Origin of the sequence: Liquorilactobacillus hordei DSM 19519, assembly GCF_019443985.1 — a bacterium.
Lineage (GTDB): Bacteria > Bacillota > Bacilli > Lactobacillales > Lactobacillaceae > Liquorilactobacillus > Liquorilactobacillus hordei.
In genome coordinates this window covers 368,843-388,422 of the sequence record NZ_CP049303.1, presented here as the reverse complement: position 1 = coordinate 388,422, position 19,580 = coordinate 368,843, and the positions used below count along the sequence as shown (strand labels likewise).

General features: G+C 34.5%; 16 protein-coding genes. 7 read left to right on the top strand and 9 right to left on the bottom strand.

Annotated features, from left to right (window positions below; all coding sequences use genetic code 11):
• Positions 1–135 precede the first annotated feature (135 nt).
• The 7 genes from G6O70_RS03080 to G6O70_RS03050 all read left to right on the top strand — a co-directional run bounded on the left by G6O70_RS03080 (position 136) and on the right by G6O70_RS03050 (position 8,067).
• Complete coding sequence (locus G6O70_RS03080) at positions 136–825, top strand: Crp/Fnr family transcriptional regulator (RefSeq protein WP_057869498.1); 690 nt, start codon at positions 136–138, stop codon at positions 823–825.
• 133 nt (positions 826–958) lie between these two features.
• A complete protein-coding gene (locus tag G6O70_RS03075; protein WP_057869495.1) occupies positions 959–2,257 on the top strand; it encodes an isochorismate synthase in 1,299 nt (432 codons plus the stop codon).
• Entirely contained in the window at positions 2,254–3,960 is a 1,707-nt protein-coding gene (gene menD, locus G6O70_RS03070; protein WP_057869494.1) for a 2-succinyl-5-enolpyruvyl-6-hydroxy-3-cyclohexene-1-carboxylic-acid synthase, read from the top strand. The genes G6O70_RS03075 and menD overlap by 4 nt, the downstream gene beginning before the upstream one ends.
• 2 nt (positions 3,961–3,962) lie before the next feature.
• A complete protein-coding gene (gene menH / locus G6O70_RS03065) occupies positions 3,963–4,775 on the top strand; it encodes a 2-succinyl-6-hydroxy-2,4-cyclohexadiene-1-carboxylate synthase (protein WP_057869493.1) in 813 nt (270 codons plus the stop codon).
• On the top strand, positions 4,772–5,890 hold the full coding sequence (gene menC, locus G6O70_RS03060; protein WP_057869492.1) for an o-succinylbenzoate synthase: 1,119 nt from the start codon (positions 4,772–4,774) through the stop codon (positions 5,888–5,890). Before menH ends, menC begins: the two co-directional genes overlap by 4 nt.
• A gap of 575 nt (positions 5,891–6,465) precedes the next feature.
• Positions 6,466–7,320, top strand: a complete 855-nt coding sequence (locus tag G6O70_RS03055) for a DegV family protein (RefSeq protein ID WP_057869491.1) — start codon at positions 6,466–6,468, stop codon at positions 7,318–7,320.
• Positions 7,321–7,566: 246 nt separating this feature from the next.
• On the top strand, positions 7,567–8,067 hold the full coding sequence (locus G6O70_RS03050) for a DoxX family membrane protein (protein WP_057869490.1): 501 nt from the start codon (positions 7,567–7,569) through the stop codon (positions 8,065–8,067).
• A 60-nt stretch (positions 8,068–8,127) separates the two neighbouring features.
• Here G6O70_RS03050 and G6O70_RS03045 read toward each other — a convergent pair whose 3' ends face one another.
• The 9 genes from G6O70_RS03045 to glf all read right to left on the bottom strand — a co-directional run bounded on the left by G6O70_RS03045 (position 8,128) and on the right by glf (position 19,537).
• Entirely contained in the window at positions 8,128–8,664 is a 537-nt protein-coding gene (locus tag G6O70_RS03045; protein ID WP_057869489.1) for a shikimate kinase, read from the bottom strand.
• Between the two features lie 137 nt (positions 8,665–8,801).
• Complete coding sequence (locus G6O70_RS03040; protein ID WP_233419144.1) at positions 8,802–9,656, bottom strand: prephenate dehydrogenase; 855 nt, start codon at positions 9,654–9,656, stop codon at positions 8,802–8,804.
• Between the two features lie 11 nt (positions 9,657–9,667).
• Positions 9,668–10,975: a 3-phosphoshikimate 1-carboxyvinyltransferase gene (gene aroA / locus G6O70_RS03035; RefSeq protein ID WP_057869488.1), complete on the bottom strand. Its 1,308-nt coding sequence runs from the start codon at positions 10,973–10,975 to the stop codon at positions 9,668–9,670.
• An 87-nt stretch (positions 10,976–11,062) separates the two neighbouring features.
• A complete protein-coding gene (aroC, locus tag G6O70_RS03030) occupies positions 11,063–12,229 on the bottom strand; it encodes a chorismate synthase (RefSeq protein ID WP_057869487.1) in 1,167 nt (388 codons plus the stop codon).
• Between the two features lie 14 nt (positions 12,230–12,243).
• Positions 12,244–13,695: an MFS transporter gene (locus G6O70_RS03025; RefSeq protein WP_057869497.1), complete on the bottom strand. Its 1,452-nt coding sequence runs from the start codon at positions 13,693–13,695 to the stop codon at positions 12,244–12,246.
• A gap of 558 nt (positions 13,696–14,253) precedes the next feature.
• The gene (locus tag G6O70_RS03020) at positions 14,254–15,687 is read right to left on the bottom strand and encodes an APC family permease (protein ID WP_057869486.1); all 1,434 of its coding nucleotides are present in this window, start codon (positions 15,685–15,687) and stop codon (positions 14,254–14,256) included.
• A gap of 58 nt (positions 15,688–15,745) precedes the next feature.
• The gene (locus G6O70_RS03015) at positions 15,746–16,945 is read right to left on the bottom strand and encodes a DUF2075 domain-containing protein (RefSeq protein ID WP_057869485.1); all 1,200 of its coding nucleotides are present in this window, start codon (positions 16,943–16,945) and stop codon (positions 15,746–15,748) included.
• A gap of 225 nt (positions 16,946–17,170) precedes the next feature.
• Complete coding sequence (locus G6O70_RS03010) at positions 17,171–18,355, bottom strand: hypothetical protein (RefSeq protein WP_157047954.1); 1,185 nt, start codon at positions 18,353–18,355, stop codon at positions 17,171–17,173.
• A gap of 66 nt (positions 18,356–18,421) precedes the next feature.
• Positions 18,422–19,537, bottom strand: coding sequence for a UDP-galactopyranose mutase (glf, locus tag G6O70_RS03005; protein ID WP_057869483.1), 1,116 nt, complete (start codon positions 19,535–19,537; stop codon positions 18,422–18,424).
• Positions 19,538–19,580 lie beyond the last annotated feature (43 nt).

Here is a 19,580-nt window from a genome sequence, read left to right as displayed (position 1 = left end):
GTATTGCTTGAAAACATTGCTCAAATGTATGTTCTTAAAGCATTACCAATTGATAAGATGATATGATAAAATCAAGAGTATTATCTATTAACAAATAAGAATTAAGTAATGAGAGGATAAATCATGACTAATAAAATGCCTAATAAAGATATAGATTATCTCGTAAACTTTCTGAAAGACAAACAAATTTCGACTATCACCAAAGATTATCATACTTATTTAACGTTCCATGGATTAAAGGCTGCTAGTGTCTTCATACTCAAGGATGGTATCATTAAAACCTCAGTAATTTTGCAAGATGGGCGAGAATTCAACATCTCGTATATTAATCAACCTGATGTAATTTCCTTATTGCACGATGAAGCACTGCAATATGATGAGCAACCTTTTAATGTACGCATTGAGTCACCTACTGCAACTTTTTATCAAATAAATCGGGTAAAATTTTGGAAGTATGTCAACAATAATTCACAGCTTCAAAATTATGTAAAACAATACTATCGTCATCGACTATCCGAAAACTTTTCGCGTTTACAACGTTTAACAATGAATGGTAAGTTAGGTGCCTTAGCTAGTTTTTTGAGAGATTTAGTACTAAAATTCGGTCGTAACTTACCAAACAGTCCAAAAATATTAATTGATTTTGATGTTACTAATGAGGATATTGCAGGATTTTGTGGAATTGCAACCTATGCAAGTGTTAGTAGAATGATGAAAAAACTTAAAGAAGAAGGGGTAATTGAATTTACCAATAGTGGTGAATATAGTAAGCGCAGAATTATTGTCCGCAATGTACAAAAACTAGATGATTACATTGCTTATTAAATAAGCTTGGGTTATATATTAATACAGTTCTAGCCTTTTTAAATACAGTCTGGTGACTATATGATAGAATTAGTTGACTAAAGCTGTTATATAGAATTTTTATTATTATCAAAACATTATAAGGACTGTTTTTATGCCTAAGAAAATCTATTACACAAATAGCAAGCTGCAACCTGCAGATGAAGACCATCTATTAACATTAGCAAAGCAATACGATGATGTTTTTATTTTTCAAACACCAAAGGGCTTTAAACTGTATGCTTTTGACTCCCTCTCAAAAATAATTCCAGGTAACGATCATGAAAACCAATTTACACATGTTTCACACTGGAAAGATGACCTGCAATCTCTGCTTGTTCCAATAAATGCAACTATCCCTCCACAAATTGTTGGTGGCTTTAGCTTCTCACCTGAACAAACTAGTAGATCCGTTTGGAACAGTCTATCATCTGGTTATTTCTTTTTACCAAAATTTATAATTATTGTTAAAAATAACAACTATACACTTGTAACTAGCAGTTTCAGTAAAGATGATATTGACCGAGAAAAAGCGGCTTTTTCTGCACAAATCTCTACTGTTAACCCGGTAAAGAAACACCTTAATAATCCAATTGTTAAAAAAGTTGAGCTGAATGTAGCTGAATGGGAGACTGCTGTCGCAAAAACAACAAGACTTATCAGAGAAACTAACTTAAAAAAAGTTGTCCTTGCTCGTAATTTAAAAATTAAATTAACCCATGAACCCGATTTTTGCTTATTATGGCAAAGACTTCAATCTACACAGCCTAATACTTATCATATTCTTCTAAAAAAAAGAAAACTAATCTTTCTCAGTGCAACACCTGAACGTTTCGCAAAGTTTGGTGCTGCTTATTTTGAGACTGCAGCAGTTGCTGGTACAATACGTCGTGGTATAACTCCAGTAGAGGATAACCAATTAGGGAAAATATTACTTGCAGATAAAAAAAATCGGAGCGAACAACAATTTGTTGTTAGTGATATTAGTAATAGCCTAAAACAAGTTGGCTTAGTTGTTAATCATCCTGCAATACCGACTTTGCTCAAGAATAAAAATGTTCAACATCTTTTTACTCCTATCAAAGGAACCGGCAGATATGACTTATTTTCTTTATTGAATATCCTGCATCCAACACCAGCTTTAGGTGGATTGCCTCGACAAGATGCATTGATTCAGATTAATAACATAGAACCCTTCACTCGCGGATTATTTGGAGCACCTATTGGTCATATTTCATTTGACGGAACTGGTGAACTGGCAGTTGGAATTCGCTCTGGTATTATAAATGGGACCACATCGTTCTTATTTGCAGGTGCCGGTATTGTTGCTGATTCAGTAGCAAAAAAAGAAGTTGCAGAAACTAGAATGAAATTCAATCCAATTTTGAATATCTTAAAGGATGATACAGAATGAAACAAAATGAAACTTTAACAACCCATATTTCACTTATTTTGAACGGTTTACTACTGCAAGGCCTTACAACAGCTGTAATTGCACCAGGTTCACGTTCAACTCCGCTTGCACTAGCATTAGCACAGTTAGCACATGAGCAAAGAATTGAACTCTTCGTCGACGTTGATGAACGTTCAGCTGCTTTCTTTGCCTTAGGAATTGCAAAAAAAATTAATAAACCAGTTTTATTAATATGTACTTCCGGAACCGCTGCAGCAAATTTTTACCCTGCAATCTGCGAAGCAAAAATATCACAAGTTCCGCTGTTAATAATGACTACAGATCGTCCTCCGGAACTCACAAAAGTAGCTGCACCTCAAGCACTTGATCAAGATCATTTTTTTGGCAATCAGGTCAAGAGCTTTTTTGAATTACCACTACCTGAAACTAATCATGATTCGCAAAACTACACTAACTATATCGTTCAAAAAAGTTTTCAAATTGCACAAAATCAACCGGCTGGTCCAGTTCACCTTAACCAACCTTTTCGTAAACCATTGATGCCTGACTTACCAATTAAACTTGATCATAACCAACAAAAATATACTTCATTTTCAAGTCAGACCACCCTATCGTCCAACTTAATAAAAAAAGTACACACTAACCTGTCAAATAAAAGAGGAATAATTTTAGCTGGTCCCAATCAAAATGCACTTTCTAATATAGCAATGCTTGAATGGGCTAAAAAAAGTGGGTGGCCTATTTTAGCTGATCCTTTAAGTCAATTACGTGGAATTTCTAGTCCTAATATCATCACTTGCTATGATTCTTTGCTAAAAACCAATTCAGATAAATTAATTGCGTTAATGCCCGAAATCATCATTCGAACCGGTCAAACTTTTGTTGCAGCCTCATTGGCCTCATTTTTGAAAAAAAGTCAGGCTACAATCTACTCGCTTGATGAGGAAAATGCTCTCAATGATTATACAAAAACAACAACATTTTCACTAGAAACATCCGCAGAAGACTTCTTTAATCAAATTCCCCCTGTCAATCCCCTAACTGAGTGGTTGAAAGAATGGTCTGTAATTGAAAAAGTCTATACTTCTATCAACAAAATTAATTCTACTGACACATTAAACGAACTAGAAGTCGTTCGAGCAATCGCTTCAACCGGGAGCAAAAAGCTCAATTTATTTGTTAGCAACTCTATGCCCATCCGTGACATTGATAGTGTCTTACAACCTTTAAATGCCTTTCGAATTTTCTGTAATCGTGGTGCAAATGGAATTGATGGAATTGTATCAACCGCTTTAGGAGTCAGTACAAAATCTGCAGAAAATCTTTTGTTAATTGGTGACTTAGCTTTCTTTCATGATATGAATGGTTTAATGATGGCTAAGAAGTATCGTTTAAAAATAAAAATTATTGTTATCAACAATAACGGAGGTGGGATATTCTCGTTTCTACCTCAAGCTGGGAGCTCAAATTTTGAAGAAGTTTTTGGCACACCCTTAGACATTGATATTGAACAGGTTGCACAACTATACCATGCCCACTATTCATTAGCTGAAACTGTAACTAGCTTAAAAAAATACTTGTGTACTCCTGCACATAGCCTTGAAATCATTGAAGTAAGAACAGATAGAAAAGATAATGTTGCCCTTCGTCAGGAATTAATAAATCAATTTGCAAGCCATATTCAAACTACGAAGGAGTCCTAATAATGTTTTTTAAAGCCAAATTTTCAAAATATTACTATATCAAAATTAAAAATAGTACTGCCCCGCTTTATTGGTTACTTCTTCATGGCTTCATGGGAACGCACAAAGAATTTCTTAATGTTGCAACACAACTTCCAGGAACAATTATTATCCCGGATTTGTTGGGGCATGGACAATCTGATGTTAATAACGATACTAAGTACTTCTCAATTGAGCAACAAGCAGATGACCTAGTCGCTTTATCTAAACAAATCACTACCCAAAAAGTCAACATTTGGGGATATTCTATGGGCGGTCGCCTAGCATTGGCTTTAGCGCTCAGATACCCTGAAATCGTGAACCATCTCTATTTGGAAAGCAGTACTGCCGGAATTAAATCGCCCGCTGCTCGCCAAGCTAGAATTACTAACGACCACAATTTAGCGCTACGTTTACAAACTGCAACTAGTCTCACTGATTTTGTTGATTTTTGGGAGAATCTTCCTTTATTTCACAGTCAAAAAGACTTATCTTTCGAAACACAAACCTTTGTACGTAATCAACGTCTACAGCAATCTGGAATTGGATTAGCCAAAAGTCTTTGCGGTATGGGTACTGGGAAAATGCCTAATTACTGGAATCAGCTACCTTTTTTACAGTCTACAACTACTCTCTTTGCCGGTGAACTTGATACCAAATTCAGTAACATTACACGTGATATGCAACTCCTTATTCCTAATTCTAAACGTGTCATCATACCAGGTGTGGGTCACAATGTTCATTTAGAAAATCCTAATGCAATTTTAACAACGATACTTCAGAGGAAATATCTATGAAAATTATAAAAATGCACCTTCTCCCAATAAAACTCCAGTTAAAGAGGCCCTTCATCAGTAATCATGAAACAGTCTCACAACGAGAGATTACAATTATTGGATTAAAAAATGACGCAGGTATTTGGGGTTACGGTGAACTTGAAGCCTTCTCTGCGCCCTATTACACAGCAGAAACTCAAAAAACAGCACGCTCAATCATTAGAGATATCATAAGTCCTTTGTTGAAAAATACTCACATTATCCAGCCGGAAGATATAACAAGTATTCTTAGTGTTATTGCAGGAAATCAGATGGCAAAAGCAGCAGTTGAAACAGCAGTATGGGATCTCTTTGCAAAGACTCAAAGACAAACTTTGGCTGCACTAATTGCAGAAAAAATGAATACTACCTATCATCAAAATATTCCTGTGGGTATCAGTATTGGTGCCAAATCCTCTTTTGCAGAACTAGAAAAATCAGTTGTCTCTGCTATAAGTCAAGGATATCAGCGCATCAAAATCAAAGTAATCTCAATTGAAGGACTCAATCTTATAAAAAAGGTAATTCAAAAGTTTCCAGACTTAACTTTTATGATTGATGCAAACTCAAGTTTCAATTTAAGTATCGCACCTAAGTTGGCTGAAATTTCCGCTCCTAATCTAGTAATGATTGAACAACCCTTACGAACAACTGATTTTGTTGAGCATTCAAGACTCCAATTAGAATGTAAAACCCGCCTTTGTCTTGATGAAAATATTTTTTCATTAGATGATGTAAAAACTGCATACAGTCTTAAAAGTGCACGTGCAATAAATTTGAAAAGTTCTCGGGTTGGGGGAATAACAAATGCATTAGCCATAATATCTTTTTGCTGGACTCACGACCTCTTGGTATGGTGTGGTGGCATGCTTGAAGCTGGAATCGGTCGTGCAACTAATCTTGCGCTTGCAAGCCTAACTGGATTGGATTTTCCCGGAGATATTTCCGCATCTTCTCGTTATTATTCCAAGGACATCATAACATCTGATTTTATTCTTACAAATGGAAAAATTTCACTTCCTGCTAAACCAGGTATAGGTGTCTCACTCACTCCTGCATATCAAAAAGCGCTTAAAAATACAATTTCACTTCTATAATTCTTTATTCTTTAAAAAAAACAAAAATTATCGTCACAAATAATTCACATTTAAGCCCTATACTTTATTACATACCCTGGTAATATATCTTTTTCTTTTCCCCTTGTTGTAAGAGCTAATAACTCCTACAACAAATGATATCTAGAACTTTAGCGCTCCCCCAAGTGTTGAACCCTTATAGATATCATACCTGACACAATCAAAACGATTGTGTCTTTTTTATTGGGAAATACAAAGCAAAAAAATTTGAGGGTTGACTCGAAATCACGAACATAGTGAGTAGTTTGCTATCAGTAATTCAGAGTTAGGCGAAGTATTTCAACTTATGAAATACATTTATCCGGAATAAATAGAGAGGGTGGATCAAAATTTAACTTTTGACCCAAACCCTTATTTATTATACTTAATTAAGCATAATAAATAACTTGATTCTCTTATTTCTGTTATAATTTACATAGTATATTTAGTAGTTACCTAGACTTGAAGTTCACGTGATATTGAATCATAAACTATTTGGCGTATAATAGATTATGTTAATAAATAAAAACAGATTAAAAAACGAAGGAGTATACAGAATGACTAAATCCATTAAAATCCTGACTGACTCTTCAATTCAACTAACACCTGAAGAATTAAAAAAATATTCAATTAATGTTATTCCTTTATCCGTCGAGATTGAAGGAAAAACATTTGTAGATGGTGAAGATATTTCTCGTCAAGAACTTATTGACCATCTACGCGCTGGCAGATTCCCTAAAACTAGTCAACCTGCTTTGGGAAAGTTTGTGGAAATGTATGATGAACTAGGGGCAGACGGTAGTTCAGTCCTTGCAATCATGATTTCTGATGTCTTAAGTGGTACATGTGCAACTGCCCAAACTGCCGCTGATATGACAAACACTGAAGTGACTGTTATTAATAGTAAATCTACAGACCGCGGACTAGCCTACCAGGTAATTGCTGCAGCAAAAGACCTAGAAGCTGGAAAAAGTATTGCAGAAATCAAAAAACATTGTTTAGAAGTCCATAAACGTACTAGAGTTAATGTTCTGATTGATAATCTAGATTGTTTAGTAAAAGGTGGCCGTGTAAGTCGCCTTGCTGGTACTCTAACAAAATTAATCAATCTTAAAGTTATCGTTGAATTAGGCGACAAAAGCCTTGATCCTGTGGTAAAAGGAAGAAGTAAAAAAACTTTTGTTAAATTCTGCGAAGATCTTGCAAAACGACACGTTGATAATCCAATTGTTGACCTAGCTCTTTCTCATGTTGACCCTGAACCCGAATTTATAGAAAGATTAAAGAAAACGATATTAGGAGAAGAAAGCCATGTTCCTTCTCTAACAAAATTAACAAGTCCAATTATTATGACCCATACAGGGTTAAATGCTATCGGTGTAATCACCTTATCAGAAAAAGAAGATCTTTAAAATGATAGAACAGAGTATTTTTATTCTTAATAACTAAAAAGGGCATGGTCAGAATTTAACTTTTGACCAGCCTTTTTTGTTTACTCTAGATAAATATGTTTCATAACTCCAGTTTTCACGTTTGATACAGTTCGTCTTGACCTTGCAATTAATTTGTGCAATTTTTCACTTTTCTTTACAAATACAGCACTTTCAGATATACTTACAATATGAAAGCGAATTCATTAGTTACATGGAGGGATGACAATGGTAAAATGGTTACGCAGTTCAAATGTAAGTAGTGTTTTATTAGCAATTATTAGGATTTATTTGGGTGTCTTGTGGTTAATGGCTGGTATTGAAAAAGTTAGTGGTTTTACCGCTGAAAAGTTCATATCCGCTGCCATTAAATCGCCTGTATTAGAGCCAACAGGACATTCTGCATATGGTTGGTATACTTCTATTTTAGAAAATTTCGTTGCTCCAAATATTGGTATTTTTAATTTTCTAGTTGTTTGGGGTGAAATATTCATTGGCCTAGGATTAATATTTGGTGCATTTACTACAACAGCTACTTTCTTTGCACTCATGATGAATTTCAGCTATCTTTTATCTGGCAGCATTTCTGTTAATCCAAAGTATATCGTCTTAGAATTTATAGTTATCGTCGCTGGTTACAACGCTGGTAAGCTTGGATTAGATCGTTTCATTATTCCTTTTATCCGCGAAAAAGTCCCTTTTCTCAAAAATTCGGTTGAAGACTATTAATCTTATGGAGAACTTTGACTTATGAAACACCTTTGTTTTTAATAATATAGAAGAACTAGATTAAAATTTAACTTTTGAATTAATGCTATATTGATTGGTGTCCAATAAGTATCTATAAATTTGTTCTGTAATCTCTACCGGCGAACGATTGTCTGTGTTTATTCGCAAGTCTGCACATTCTTGATAAAATGGCATTCTTTCAGCCCGTAGGCTCGTTAATTGTCGTGTTGACATCTGATTCACGAGTGGTCTTTCTTCACTTTTACCCACACGCTCTAAAATCGTGTTCGTTGAAGCCTCCAGCAATATCACTGGTGTTTTTGTTGCCTGTAAGATTTCTAAATTTTGTATATTAATTGGAGTTCCTCCCCCTGTTGAGAGGACTCCATTTTTTTTAAGCTGATTTAATAAAATTTTGTGTTCCAATTCACGAAACTTTACTTCACCATATTTTGAAAAAAAGTCTTTAATTGTTTGCCCTGCACTTTCAACAATTTCTTGGTCTAAATCCGTATGTGGCACTAATAACATTTCAGCTAATAATTTCCCAATCGTTGTCTTTCCACTTCCCATAAATCCTATTAGGATAACATCCATATTCTATTCCTCCTTGATGACTCGATATCCTTGTTTAATAAGTAATTTTTGTGCTCTTTCACAACACTCTTTTTTCGAAAATATGAGTTGTAATATTCCCTTATTTTCTGCTTGCATTTCTAAACCTTGTAGGTTGATCAATTTAATTTATCACGACTATTTTTAGCCTGAAAAAATAAATTATAGAGCTGTTCTTGATCACCATTACTTAAAGCTTCTTGTACTTCAGATAGTTGCTGTTGATATTTTGCCAGTTGATCGATGAGTATTGTAGTATTTGTTTTTAAAATTGCGCTCCACATAGCCGGATCAGAGGATGCTATTCTAGTAGTTGATTTAAAACCACCTGCTGCCAGCTCCATCCCTAACTTCGAATCAGCAAACTCATTCTCTGTTCTATTTACTAGTGTTGCTGCAATAATATGTGGTAAATGGCTGATTTGTCCGACTAATTTATCATGTGTGTCTGCCTCTATTTCAAACCATTTAACATTTGTTTCCTGTAAAAGTGACTGTAATTCTTTTATTTGTTTATTTTTTGTTTTTAAAGGCACCAAAAAATAGAACGCATTCGCAAATAAATCGGCCCTTCCTGCTGCTATACCAGATTCATGAGACCCTGCCATTGGATGCCCACCAATAAAAGTTACGCTTGGTTGCACTAACTCCTCTGCTGCTTTTAGAATTGCTTGTTTTGTGCTTCCCACATCTGTGATAATCGCACCGCTTTTTAACTGTAATTTACTTAATTCATGCAACATTTTAATAATTTGGTCCACAGGAGTTGCTAAAATAATAATATCGGCTGTTTTGATATTTTCAAGATTTTCTACAACCTTATCAATTATTTTATTTGAAATTGCATACTTCAAGGTATTTTTATTAGTATCTGCTGCAGTTATTATTATTTCTGGATTTCTTTTTTTAATTGCTCGTGCAAGCGAACTGCCAATTAAACCAAGCCCATTGATAAAAACTTCTTTCGTTTCCATTATGTTAACTCCTATTTTCGAACATTCAATAAGGACTTTAAATCCTCAAAAAAAGATGGATATGAAACTGCAATAGCTGCTGGATCATTGAGATACAGCTCTTGATCTGTACGCAAAGCGGCAACCGCCAGCATCATTCCAATACGATGATCTCCATGACTATCTAATTCTACTGTATTAGTTTTCCAATTCTTCCTTCCATGAATTATCATCCCATCTGGTAATTCAGTGACTGACACTCCCAACTTGCTCAATTCCTGAGTAACTGTTGAAATTCGGTCGGTCTCTTTAACCCGTAATTCAGCTGCACCTCTTATTTCACTTTTTCCATCAGCACATGCCGCTAACAAGGCCACAAGTGGAAGCTCATCAATCAACGCAGGAATCTCAACTCCCGTTATCCTAACTGGTTTTAAATTACTTGCGCTAATCTCAATGTCTCCATAGCTTTCATCATTGTTTTCTCTGTATAAAATCTTAAAATTTGCACCCATTCGTTTTAAAACATTTAAAATTCCAGTTCTCGTTGGATTCAAACTAACATTTTTCAAGGTTATTCTTGAGTTGGGCACAATAGTTGCGGCAACTAAGAAAAATGCTGCCGATGATATATCACCAGGAACATTAACAACCTGCCCCCTTAATCTATTAGCTGGCTTTATATTAATTGTCTTTTGGTCTTTTTCAGTTGAAATATCAGCTCCAAATTTACGTAGCATTAGTTCTGTATGATTTCTTGTTGGTAACTTTTCAATTACAGTCATTGGAGTATCTGCCTGTAATGCCGCAAAAATAACAGCACTTTTAACCTGCGCGCTCGCAACTTGTAACTGAAGTTTTGTTCCATGAATTTTACTACCTTTGACAATTACGGGAAGAGTCCCAAGTTTGGTTGTTTCAATTTGAGCACCCATTTTAGAAAGCGGCTCGGCAACTCTTTTCATTGGCCTTTTTGATAAAGAACTATCTCCTTGCAGCCTACTAGTAAAATCCGTTCCTGCAAGCAAACCCATTAACAATCTAGTTGTAGTTCCTGAGTTTCCCATCTCAAGTGGTTGGGCAGAGGCCTCTAACCCCCTTACTCCTTTGCCGTGTACAATTACCTGTTCTTTATTTGCTTCAATCTTAATTCCTAATTGTCGAAGTGCTTCTAAAGTATTTTGACAATCTTGCGACCATAAAAAATGATTAATGGTCGTTTGCCCTTCGCTTATTGCACCTACCATTAAAGCTCGATGGGAGATACTTTTATCCCCAGGAATATCAACAGTTCCGTGTAATCCCTTTGGGGGAAGAGTATCTAACTTAATTTTTTTCATTCTTGCAACTACTCCTTAATAATTCGATATATCATCCTTAGTGTTACTTGATTACTTTTAAATTACTTCCCTCCTCGCTCTCAATCATTAGAAATCCCGAACCTCTTGACGATAATCAGCAATTTGTTTTTTTAAACGTTCGAGATTACTTCCCTCAAAGGTATTCAGAATTTCTTTAGCAAGTTCAATTGCAATCACACTCTCTATAACGATTGAAGCAGGAACAATTGCCGTTGTATCAGAACGTTCAACATTGGCTTTTTGTTGTAGATGTGTCTCTACATTAACAGTTTGCAAAGCCTTGTATAAGGTTGGTATTGGCTTCATCGCAGCAAAGACTACCACTGGCATTCCATTGGTCATTCCACCTTCAAAACCACCTAAATTATCACTTGTTCGTGTCCAACCTGTCTCTTTATGCCAATCAATTGGATCCATGACCTGACTGCCAAATTGACCAGCAGTCTCAAAACCATCTCCAATAGAGACACCTTTCATTGCATTCACTCCCACAACAGCTGCTGCGAGTTTTGCATCCAATTTAGTATTCCATCCAGTATAACTTCCCAATCCTGCTGGTAAGTTATTTACAACTACCCGAATAATACCTCCAAGAGTATCTCCATTTTTCTTTGCTTCATCTATTAACTCATGAATTTCAGCCACTTTCTGATTATCAATAATCCGTAAATCATTTTGTGATATTTCGCTTACGATTTCTTTTGTATCGGTTGTTCGATTGCCTAATGCCTTGACCGTTCCAATCTGTTCCACATACCCAACAATACTAATGTCCAATTGCTTCAAAAGTTGTTTACAAATTGCACCGAGTGCAACTCTCATTGCCGTTTCACGTGCAGAAGACCGTTCCAAAACATTGCGTAAGTCCCGATGACCGTACTTCATCCCACCAATTAAATCAGCGTGGCCTGGACGTGGTCGTGTAACTTTTCTTAAAGTATTTCTTTCTGTCTCGGTAGCAACTGGATCCATAATGTTAGCCCAATGAGCATGATCAATATTGTTAATCACTAATGCAATTGGTGAACCTAATGTTTTTTTATGACGTACGCCACCAACTATTTGAATAGTATCATGCTCAATCTTTTGTCGATTTCCTCTCCCATAACCACCTTGTCTAGCAGATAATTGCCGGTTAATCTCGTCTATATCAAGTAATACCCCTGCCGGAAATCCTTCTAGTATTCCCGTTAATTGCGGTCCATGTGATTCACCTGCTGTTATATAATTCAATTAAAAGCCCTCCCTTATTTTGTTAACTTTTTCTTTTTAACGTCCTCTGCCTCGTATGTTCGTGAATTTTTCATAATATGCCGATAAACATCCTGCAGATATGGTGTCAGCTCCTTATTTGAACTCTGCACTGAAATCCTGTTGAGTACTACTTGTTCTTGCTTTTCATCTAAAATCATTTGTTGATTCAAAAACTTTATTCTACCAACAGTTTTAACTTGTTTAAAACGATATTCAAGTAAATGTACTACCAAATAATCAATTAATTTAATTCTTTTTCGAGCCTGTGCAAGATTCATTTCAGATCCAAGAACTATCCGTATGCCTATCGAAAACAAGAGACCCATCAGTGCAATCACTATATCAAATTCCACTACTGTTCTGATGCTAACTTTTGAAAGCCAGCCTGTGATCAACGGAATTGAAAAAGATGCTAAACTTCCAAAAGTGAAGAAAACTCCGGTAACTAATCCCTTGTGTTTTGAAAATAATTTCAAAAATAGATTCAACCCAGTTTGCATAATACCTCCTGCCGCACTCATTCCAAATATAAGTGATGCAATGCTAACTAACAAACTGCTGCTAGTAAGATTAATTACTAGTAAACTTATTAAACTTAGTGCGTTCAATGATATTAAAAGTGTTGTTTCGGCGACTTTCTTCCGAAGTAGCAAGAATACAATAATAACACCTGTAATTGACCCTACACTATATAGTGAAAGCAATAAATGAGCCTGTAAGTTGCTAAAATGCAGCTGTTGTTCAGCGTATAGACTAATCCATTGTGTATACAAAATCATCAAAGCCATTGAACTGTATCCGTAAAAAGAGAGTAAAACTGCAAGTGATTTTCTTCGCCAAGCTAGTATATGGGCAAATAACTGCTGTTCAGCCTCTTGTGCAAGATTCTTTTCTGGAAATTTCACTGGAAGTAAAATTATTGCATTTAAAACTAGGATCATCGCCGCAATTATAAATGACCAACCAAACCATTGATTGTTGACTTCTATGAAAGAGACACCCAAAGGCAAAATAAATTCTCCCGCTGACATGAACGCCTTGATTAAAATATTTGAAGCTCCATTGTTTTTTCCCATCTCAAGAAAAACAGGATATGTCCCTGAATCAAGTGCTGAATTTGCAATACCTGCTAGAATCGCTAATACATAAGCAGCTGTAACATCTCTGACAAGCAACATCCCAATAAAAAATACAAAATAGCTACCAATTCCAATATAAACAAAACTCTTTCTTCCATATCGATCTGCCAAGCTGCCAAGTAATAAATATGCAGCTAAGCGACCAATCCCAACCCCTGAAATAACATAAGAAACAACTGCTAGAGGTTGTCCCCATAACTTCCCAAGTTCTTGCATATTCTGAGCTAAAATTATCAGACCAATTCCATGAACAAAATAGTTCAAGTACAACCCGAATGCCAGTCTTTTACGTTTATCTGATTCCATACTCATGTTCTTTCCTCCTTATTCTTTATGAATAAAATAAAAAAAGCCAGCTAGAATTTTTCATCTAGCTGGTTTAACCGAATATTCAACGAAGAATCAGTTATTATCACAGCTAGACTACAACATGTCTAGCTGGCAAAAAATAACCTTGCACACCCCAGACACGGACGTTTCATCCGTGTCCTCAAACACGAATGCTACTTAACGTAGGCAAAGCCATAATAATATGAATTTGTAAGTTCTGTACGGGTATGCATTTGTTAAATCCTTCTTTCGTTTTATTTATACAACATTAAAACATCTTACAAATAAAAAGTCAATTATTTATTTTTCTTTGGATTAAAAATTACATTTGCTTAGATAAACATTCCTCTTTTAAGAAAGGCAGAGCTTTCATAATTCTTATATCACTAAATACTAGGCTGAACGCCCAATGTACAATTTTGTTGTGATTCTGTGTTAGTTATTATTAATCAACTTAACACTGAACTTTTTCTCTGTGTTCTAATCTATACAATTATTATCAGACTGTTTTTTTATGGATGTTTTGTTAAATATCTACTTTCTTTTTTCATATCTTGTTACTAGCGGTAAAATTGCACCTAATCCTATCAACACCACTATCGCAACAAGATTTATTGTTAACTCATACCACCATGTATCTCCCATAAAAGCAACATCTTGTGGGAATATACCAAATACTGTCGCAACTGCAGTGATAATCAGAGCCCAAAGTCCAACAAACCACGCAATTTTATCGTTTTTTATAAACACGTAGGTTGATGGATACTTTGCACGATTTTTCCGTACTTGCATAAAGGCATAGAAGATCCAGCAAGTTACGCCTGGTGAAATAATACCATTTAAATTCAATAACCAGTTAAAAATGTCATTCATATCAGGTAAAAATATTCCAAGCAATAAAATAAATCCTGATAACACACAGGTTAAAATATATCCATTGATTGGAAGCCCATTCTTGTTTGTTTTTCGTAATATTTTGGGCATAAATCTAACTCCTGTATCCGAAATCAGCATTCTTGTCATAGCATCTAAAAGAACTGCCAATAGGGCTGCAAGATAGATAACCTCAGTCCATGCAAAAAGGTACATAAATAAATTGCCTACGTGATACTGTTCTCCTAGTGCTTGAAAAGCATAATACGACCCATTCATTTTCAAATCTTTTGGTAAATGATGTGCATCAAAAAATATTCCTAATGAAAATGATCCAAATATAGTTAAAAATGCTGTCATCGCTACTAACAAAAGCATTGACTTTGGAAACTCACTTGCAGGTTTCTTCATCTTCGTCACAAATGGTGCAATTAATTCACATCCATTTACTGCATAGATCAATAATCCAATTGTCGTTAAATACTTTAAATCAAATTTAGGAATAATTGCTCCCAGATTCATAGGCTGTGTTTCAATATGTCCCCCCATTCCCAAAGAAGCAATTGCCATGATTACAAATAATACTGTCATGCCAAACATTGCAAGCCCACCTATAGAACTCAACAACTCTAGTGATTTCTTAAATCTAGACTGTACTAAAATAAATACCACAAAAATTATCAGCGTCCAAAAAGCAAATTGTCCATTAGTCATGGTAGCTTGAAATTTTCCACTACCAGTAATTGCCCAACCTAATCCAACTACTACTGAATTTGCAGTATCAACAACATATGGAATTGAAGCAGCCCAATAAGTCCACGCTGTAAAATATCCCAAAAATTCACCATTTGTACCCCTAATCCATGAACTAAGCCCACCACCTTCTTTGCTAAAAACAGAACCTAATTGTCCAACCATCAATGAATATGGAATAACATATAGGGTTAGCATCAAAATCCAAGATGTTATTACACCTATTCCTTGATTTTTAAAGTTGTATATTAAATCGTCGAATCCAATAACGGTAACAAAACTCATTAAAGCCAATACAGGCCATGATATGTAATGGGTCTTTTGAGATATGTCTGTCTGCATTAATATTACACTTCCTTATTTGAACTAAAATAAACTTACATTGTATGATGAGCATCGATTAGCATTCTAGTAATTTTTTTTGCAAATTTATATCTACGGCATAGATATATAAACCTTTCCTTGCTCGAGTCAACAAAACACGCAAAGCATTCAGCATTAATCTTTCCTTAGTTGCTTCAATATTTGATCCTAGTTGCTTTATCCCATTAAAAGCCGCTTGATCTTCATAAAACTCTGGACGAACAATTAACTTATTCGATTTCTCATCATAACCTAAGCTAGGTCCCAAAATTATACCCGCATAATTTAAATCAAATCCTTGAATTGTATAAACCGAGCCTACTTCATTAATTGTATCTGATCTTTCCGCCCATGCCAGAGATTCTTTTGGATTACTTCTATCCCAACGTAAATTCAAATTTCCTGCTTTTACAAAATAATCATTTCCATCTAAACGGTAGGGAAAATCATATGTTGCTAATAGCCTACTAAGACCTACAGCTTTTTCATGTTCTTTTACAAGTTCGTACATCTCTTTAGCGTCATTCATTATTCGAAAATCGAATTTTTGTTTTTTTGGTACTTGCTGAATTTTTTTACTGCAAAACTCAGCGATCCAATCTTGTACATCAGCGTCCGCTTCTACTCTAAACTGTTTTTGTAAGTGCTTAATTTCGATGCTTTTTTCACCTAAAATTGCTATTAATTTTTGTTTTGACCAATAACTCTTTGCTTTTAATACTTGATTATCATCAAATATTACTATAACTACCTTTGCATGCTTTATAATTTCTTGCAGTTGATTTTCCTGGAAAAAATGATTATATACATCTTTTTTAGTTAATAATAAATGTGCTTCATCAATAATCACAATATCGGCTTGTTCTGTATTCTTTAACATTTTATTGATAAAAGAGGTTGGTCTATCAAAGTTCTTTTTTAATAAAACTGAAGATTCTCCTGCAATTCTTTTATAAAATTTCAACATTTCAGGATGATTAACTAGAACATAATTATTGGTTCCACTAAAAACTGAACTTTTGTCATTGTGAGCCCTTTGAATCTCGTTAAATATCGATGTAACTAAAACACTTTTGCCTGTTCCAGCTTGACCTTCAATCACAAATACTCCCTTTTGTTTCTCCATCAGCTTACATTCTGCGAAATTCAAAACCGAACTCTTAACTTCTTCTTGCTCACAACTTAAATTTTGTAGAGTTCGGGTCATATCAAGCGTTTCTTTATGCTCCCTTATCATTAAACATTCACTCCCGGTAAAGATAACTACCCAAAAAAGTTAGATTTTCTCCATATCTCGTTCTTACATTCAGCCAAGTCCTTAATTTTATTTATTGAAACTACATGTATTACTTTTTTGTGCCATTGCTCAAGCACATTTTAATACATTGCACTAAAAAAACACAATATCGTAAACGATTTAATGTTTATTTTCAATCGAATAACTGATATCATGTTTTTTACTTCACTCGATGCTTTTCTCTCGCCAATAACTTAAATCTGCAAACAATCCCAAAAAGATGATGTTAAAAGACAATTCATATAAATGCTGATCAATTAATGAACTAAGTATTGCCAGCAATAACCAGACTATCAAAACAAAACTCTTTTCATTATAAAACTTACGATATGAAAGGTAAATTACAGCTAATAAGACAAAAAATGCAAGAATTCCTTCCATCATCAATACACGAATAAACGAAACATCAATATAAAAGTAATCAAATGGTTGATTATGCACTCCACCATTTCCATTTTGATAAATAAACTGTCCTAAAAAAGTAACATTGTAGTTTTTAAAAGCTTCATGCCCATATGTCAGTCTCCCAGACAAAACCTTATTCACTATCTGGAAAAGATGAACCGAAGGCTTAAAAAGATAGGCCAATACTATGTTTAATAAAATTACTATAAAAATAGTGCCCGTCGCAATATTTATCTTTATTTTCTCAATAATATGACAAATAAAATTTTTGAAAATTGTAATTAAAATAACCATAATCATCAACAAAAAATCTAGGCGTGTATCTGTGAGCGCATAAATCATGATTGAAAAAGAAATTGCAGCTATATACTCAGGAAGCATAAACTTAAATTTTTTCAAAGCCGTGTAAGCTAACAAGATATAAAAACATCTTGCGGCTAAATCAGTTGGATAGACCGCTCCAACAGAATATCTAACCGTCGACTCAAGCAATCTACCAATTGTCACATTTATAATGACTCCCGATAAAGATGCAATAGCTGCAATAACAGATACCGAAATGACTGCACCTAGAAATACTTTTATTATTTTTCTAAAATCTACATCTTTTGCACCAACTATATACACATAGTAATAAAAAAATAGATATTCACTCGAAGTTGTACATATTTGCCACAGAATTAATCCTGACAACAATATTATACTTATACTTTTTAAATCCCATTTATCAAATAACAAAATCTTTATAAGAATCCCAATTACCGATAATTCACTTATTAAATATGTACTGCTGCTGACAAGGCTACTCAAAACAAACATTGTCCCGCTAAATGTATTCGCTATAATATATATAGCAAACATTGATAAATAAATTAATTCCGGTAACTTTACTACTCTGTTGTTCAATGGAGCTATTAAAGATTCTTTTTTTATATTATTTATCATTTCCAAACTAACCCCATTATTGAAGTTTTTTTCAATATTCAAATTTTTAGTAGTTGAAAACTAATCTCAGTCCTCGACCTCTGCTTTTACAACATTCAGTGCCGCACTTATAACCTGGTCCATGTCGTAATAGCGATATTGTCCCAAACGACCACCAAATAAAACATTCTTAGCTTCCTTATCTGCTAACTCTTTATACTGCTTATACAACGTATTATTTTTTGTATTATTGACTGGATAATATGGCTCATCTCCACGTTTCCAAGTCTTTGGATATTCACGTGTAACGATTGTCTTATTTTTATCGCCTTTACCAAATTCAAAATGTTTGTGCTCAATAATCCTTGTAAAAGGTGTCTCAGCATCAGTATAATTTACAACTGCATTTCCTTGATAATTATTAACATCAAGTTCCTCTGTTTCAAATTTCAAACTTCGATATTCTAATTCTCCTAATGAATAGTCAAAATATTCATCAATCATCCCAGTAAATATAACTTTATCAAATTCCTTCAAATATTCAGCTTTCTTTTCAAAGAAATCAACACCTGTCTCAACAGTAATCAAATCACTATCAAGCATCTTTTCAACTATCTGGGTGTATCCGCCGACTGGAATTCCTTGATAATCATCATTGAAGTAATTATTATCATAAGTTAATCTAACTGGTAATCTACGAATAATAAAAGCTGGTAAGTCTTTCGTTGAATGCCCCCATTGCTTCTCTGTATAACCTTTAATTAACTTTTCGTAAATATCCGTACCAACCAAAGAAATTGCTTGTTCTTCCAAATTTTCAGGACGTTTACCATTCAAAACTGATTTTTGTTCATCAATTTTTGCCTGCGCCTCTTCAGGTGTTACAACGCCCCATAATTTATTGAATGTATTCATATTAAATGGTAGGTTATAAATTTCACCATGATAATTTGCAACCGGACTGTTTGTGTAGCGATTGAAGTCTGCAAATTGATTTACATAGTCCCACACTTTTTTGTTTGATGTATGGAAAATATGTGCTCCGTATTGGTGAACTTGAATACCATCCACTTCTTTGGTGAAGATATTACCTGCAATGTGGTTACGTCTTTCAATTACCTTAACTTCGTGCCCCTTTTTGGCAGCTTCATATGCAAAAGTTGCTCCGAATAATCCTGCTCCAACAATCAAATACTTGGTCATCTGTTTTTCCCTCCGAAATCAATCTATAAATTGCTCAAAAATA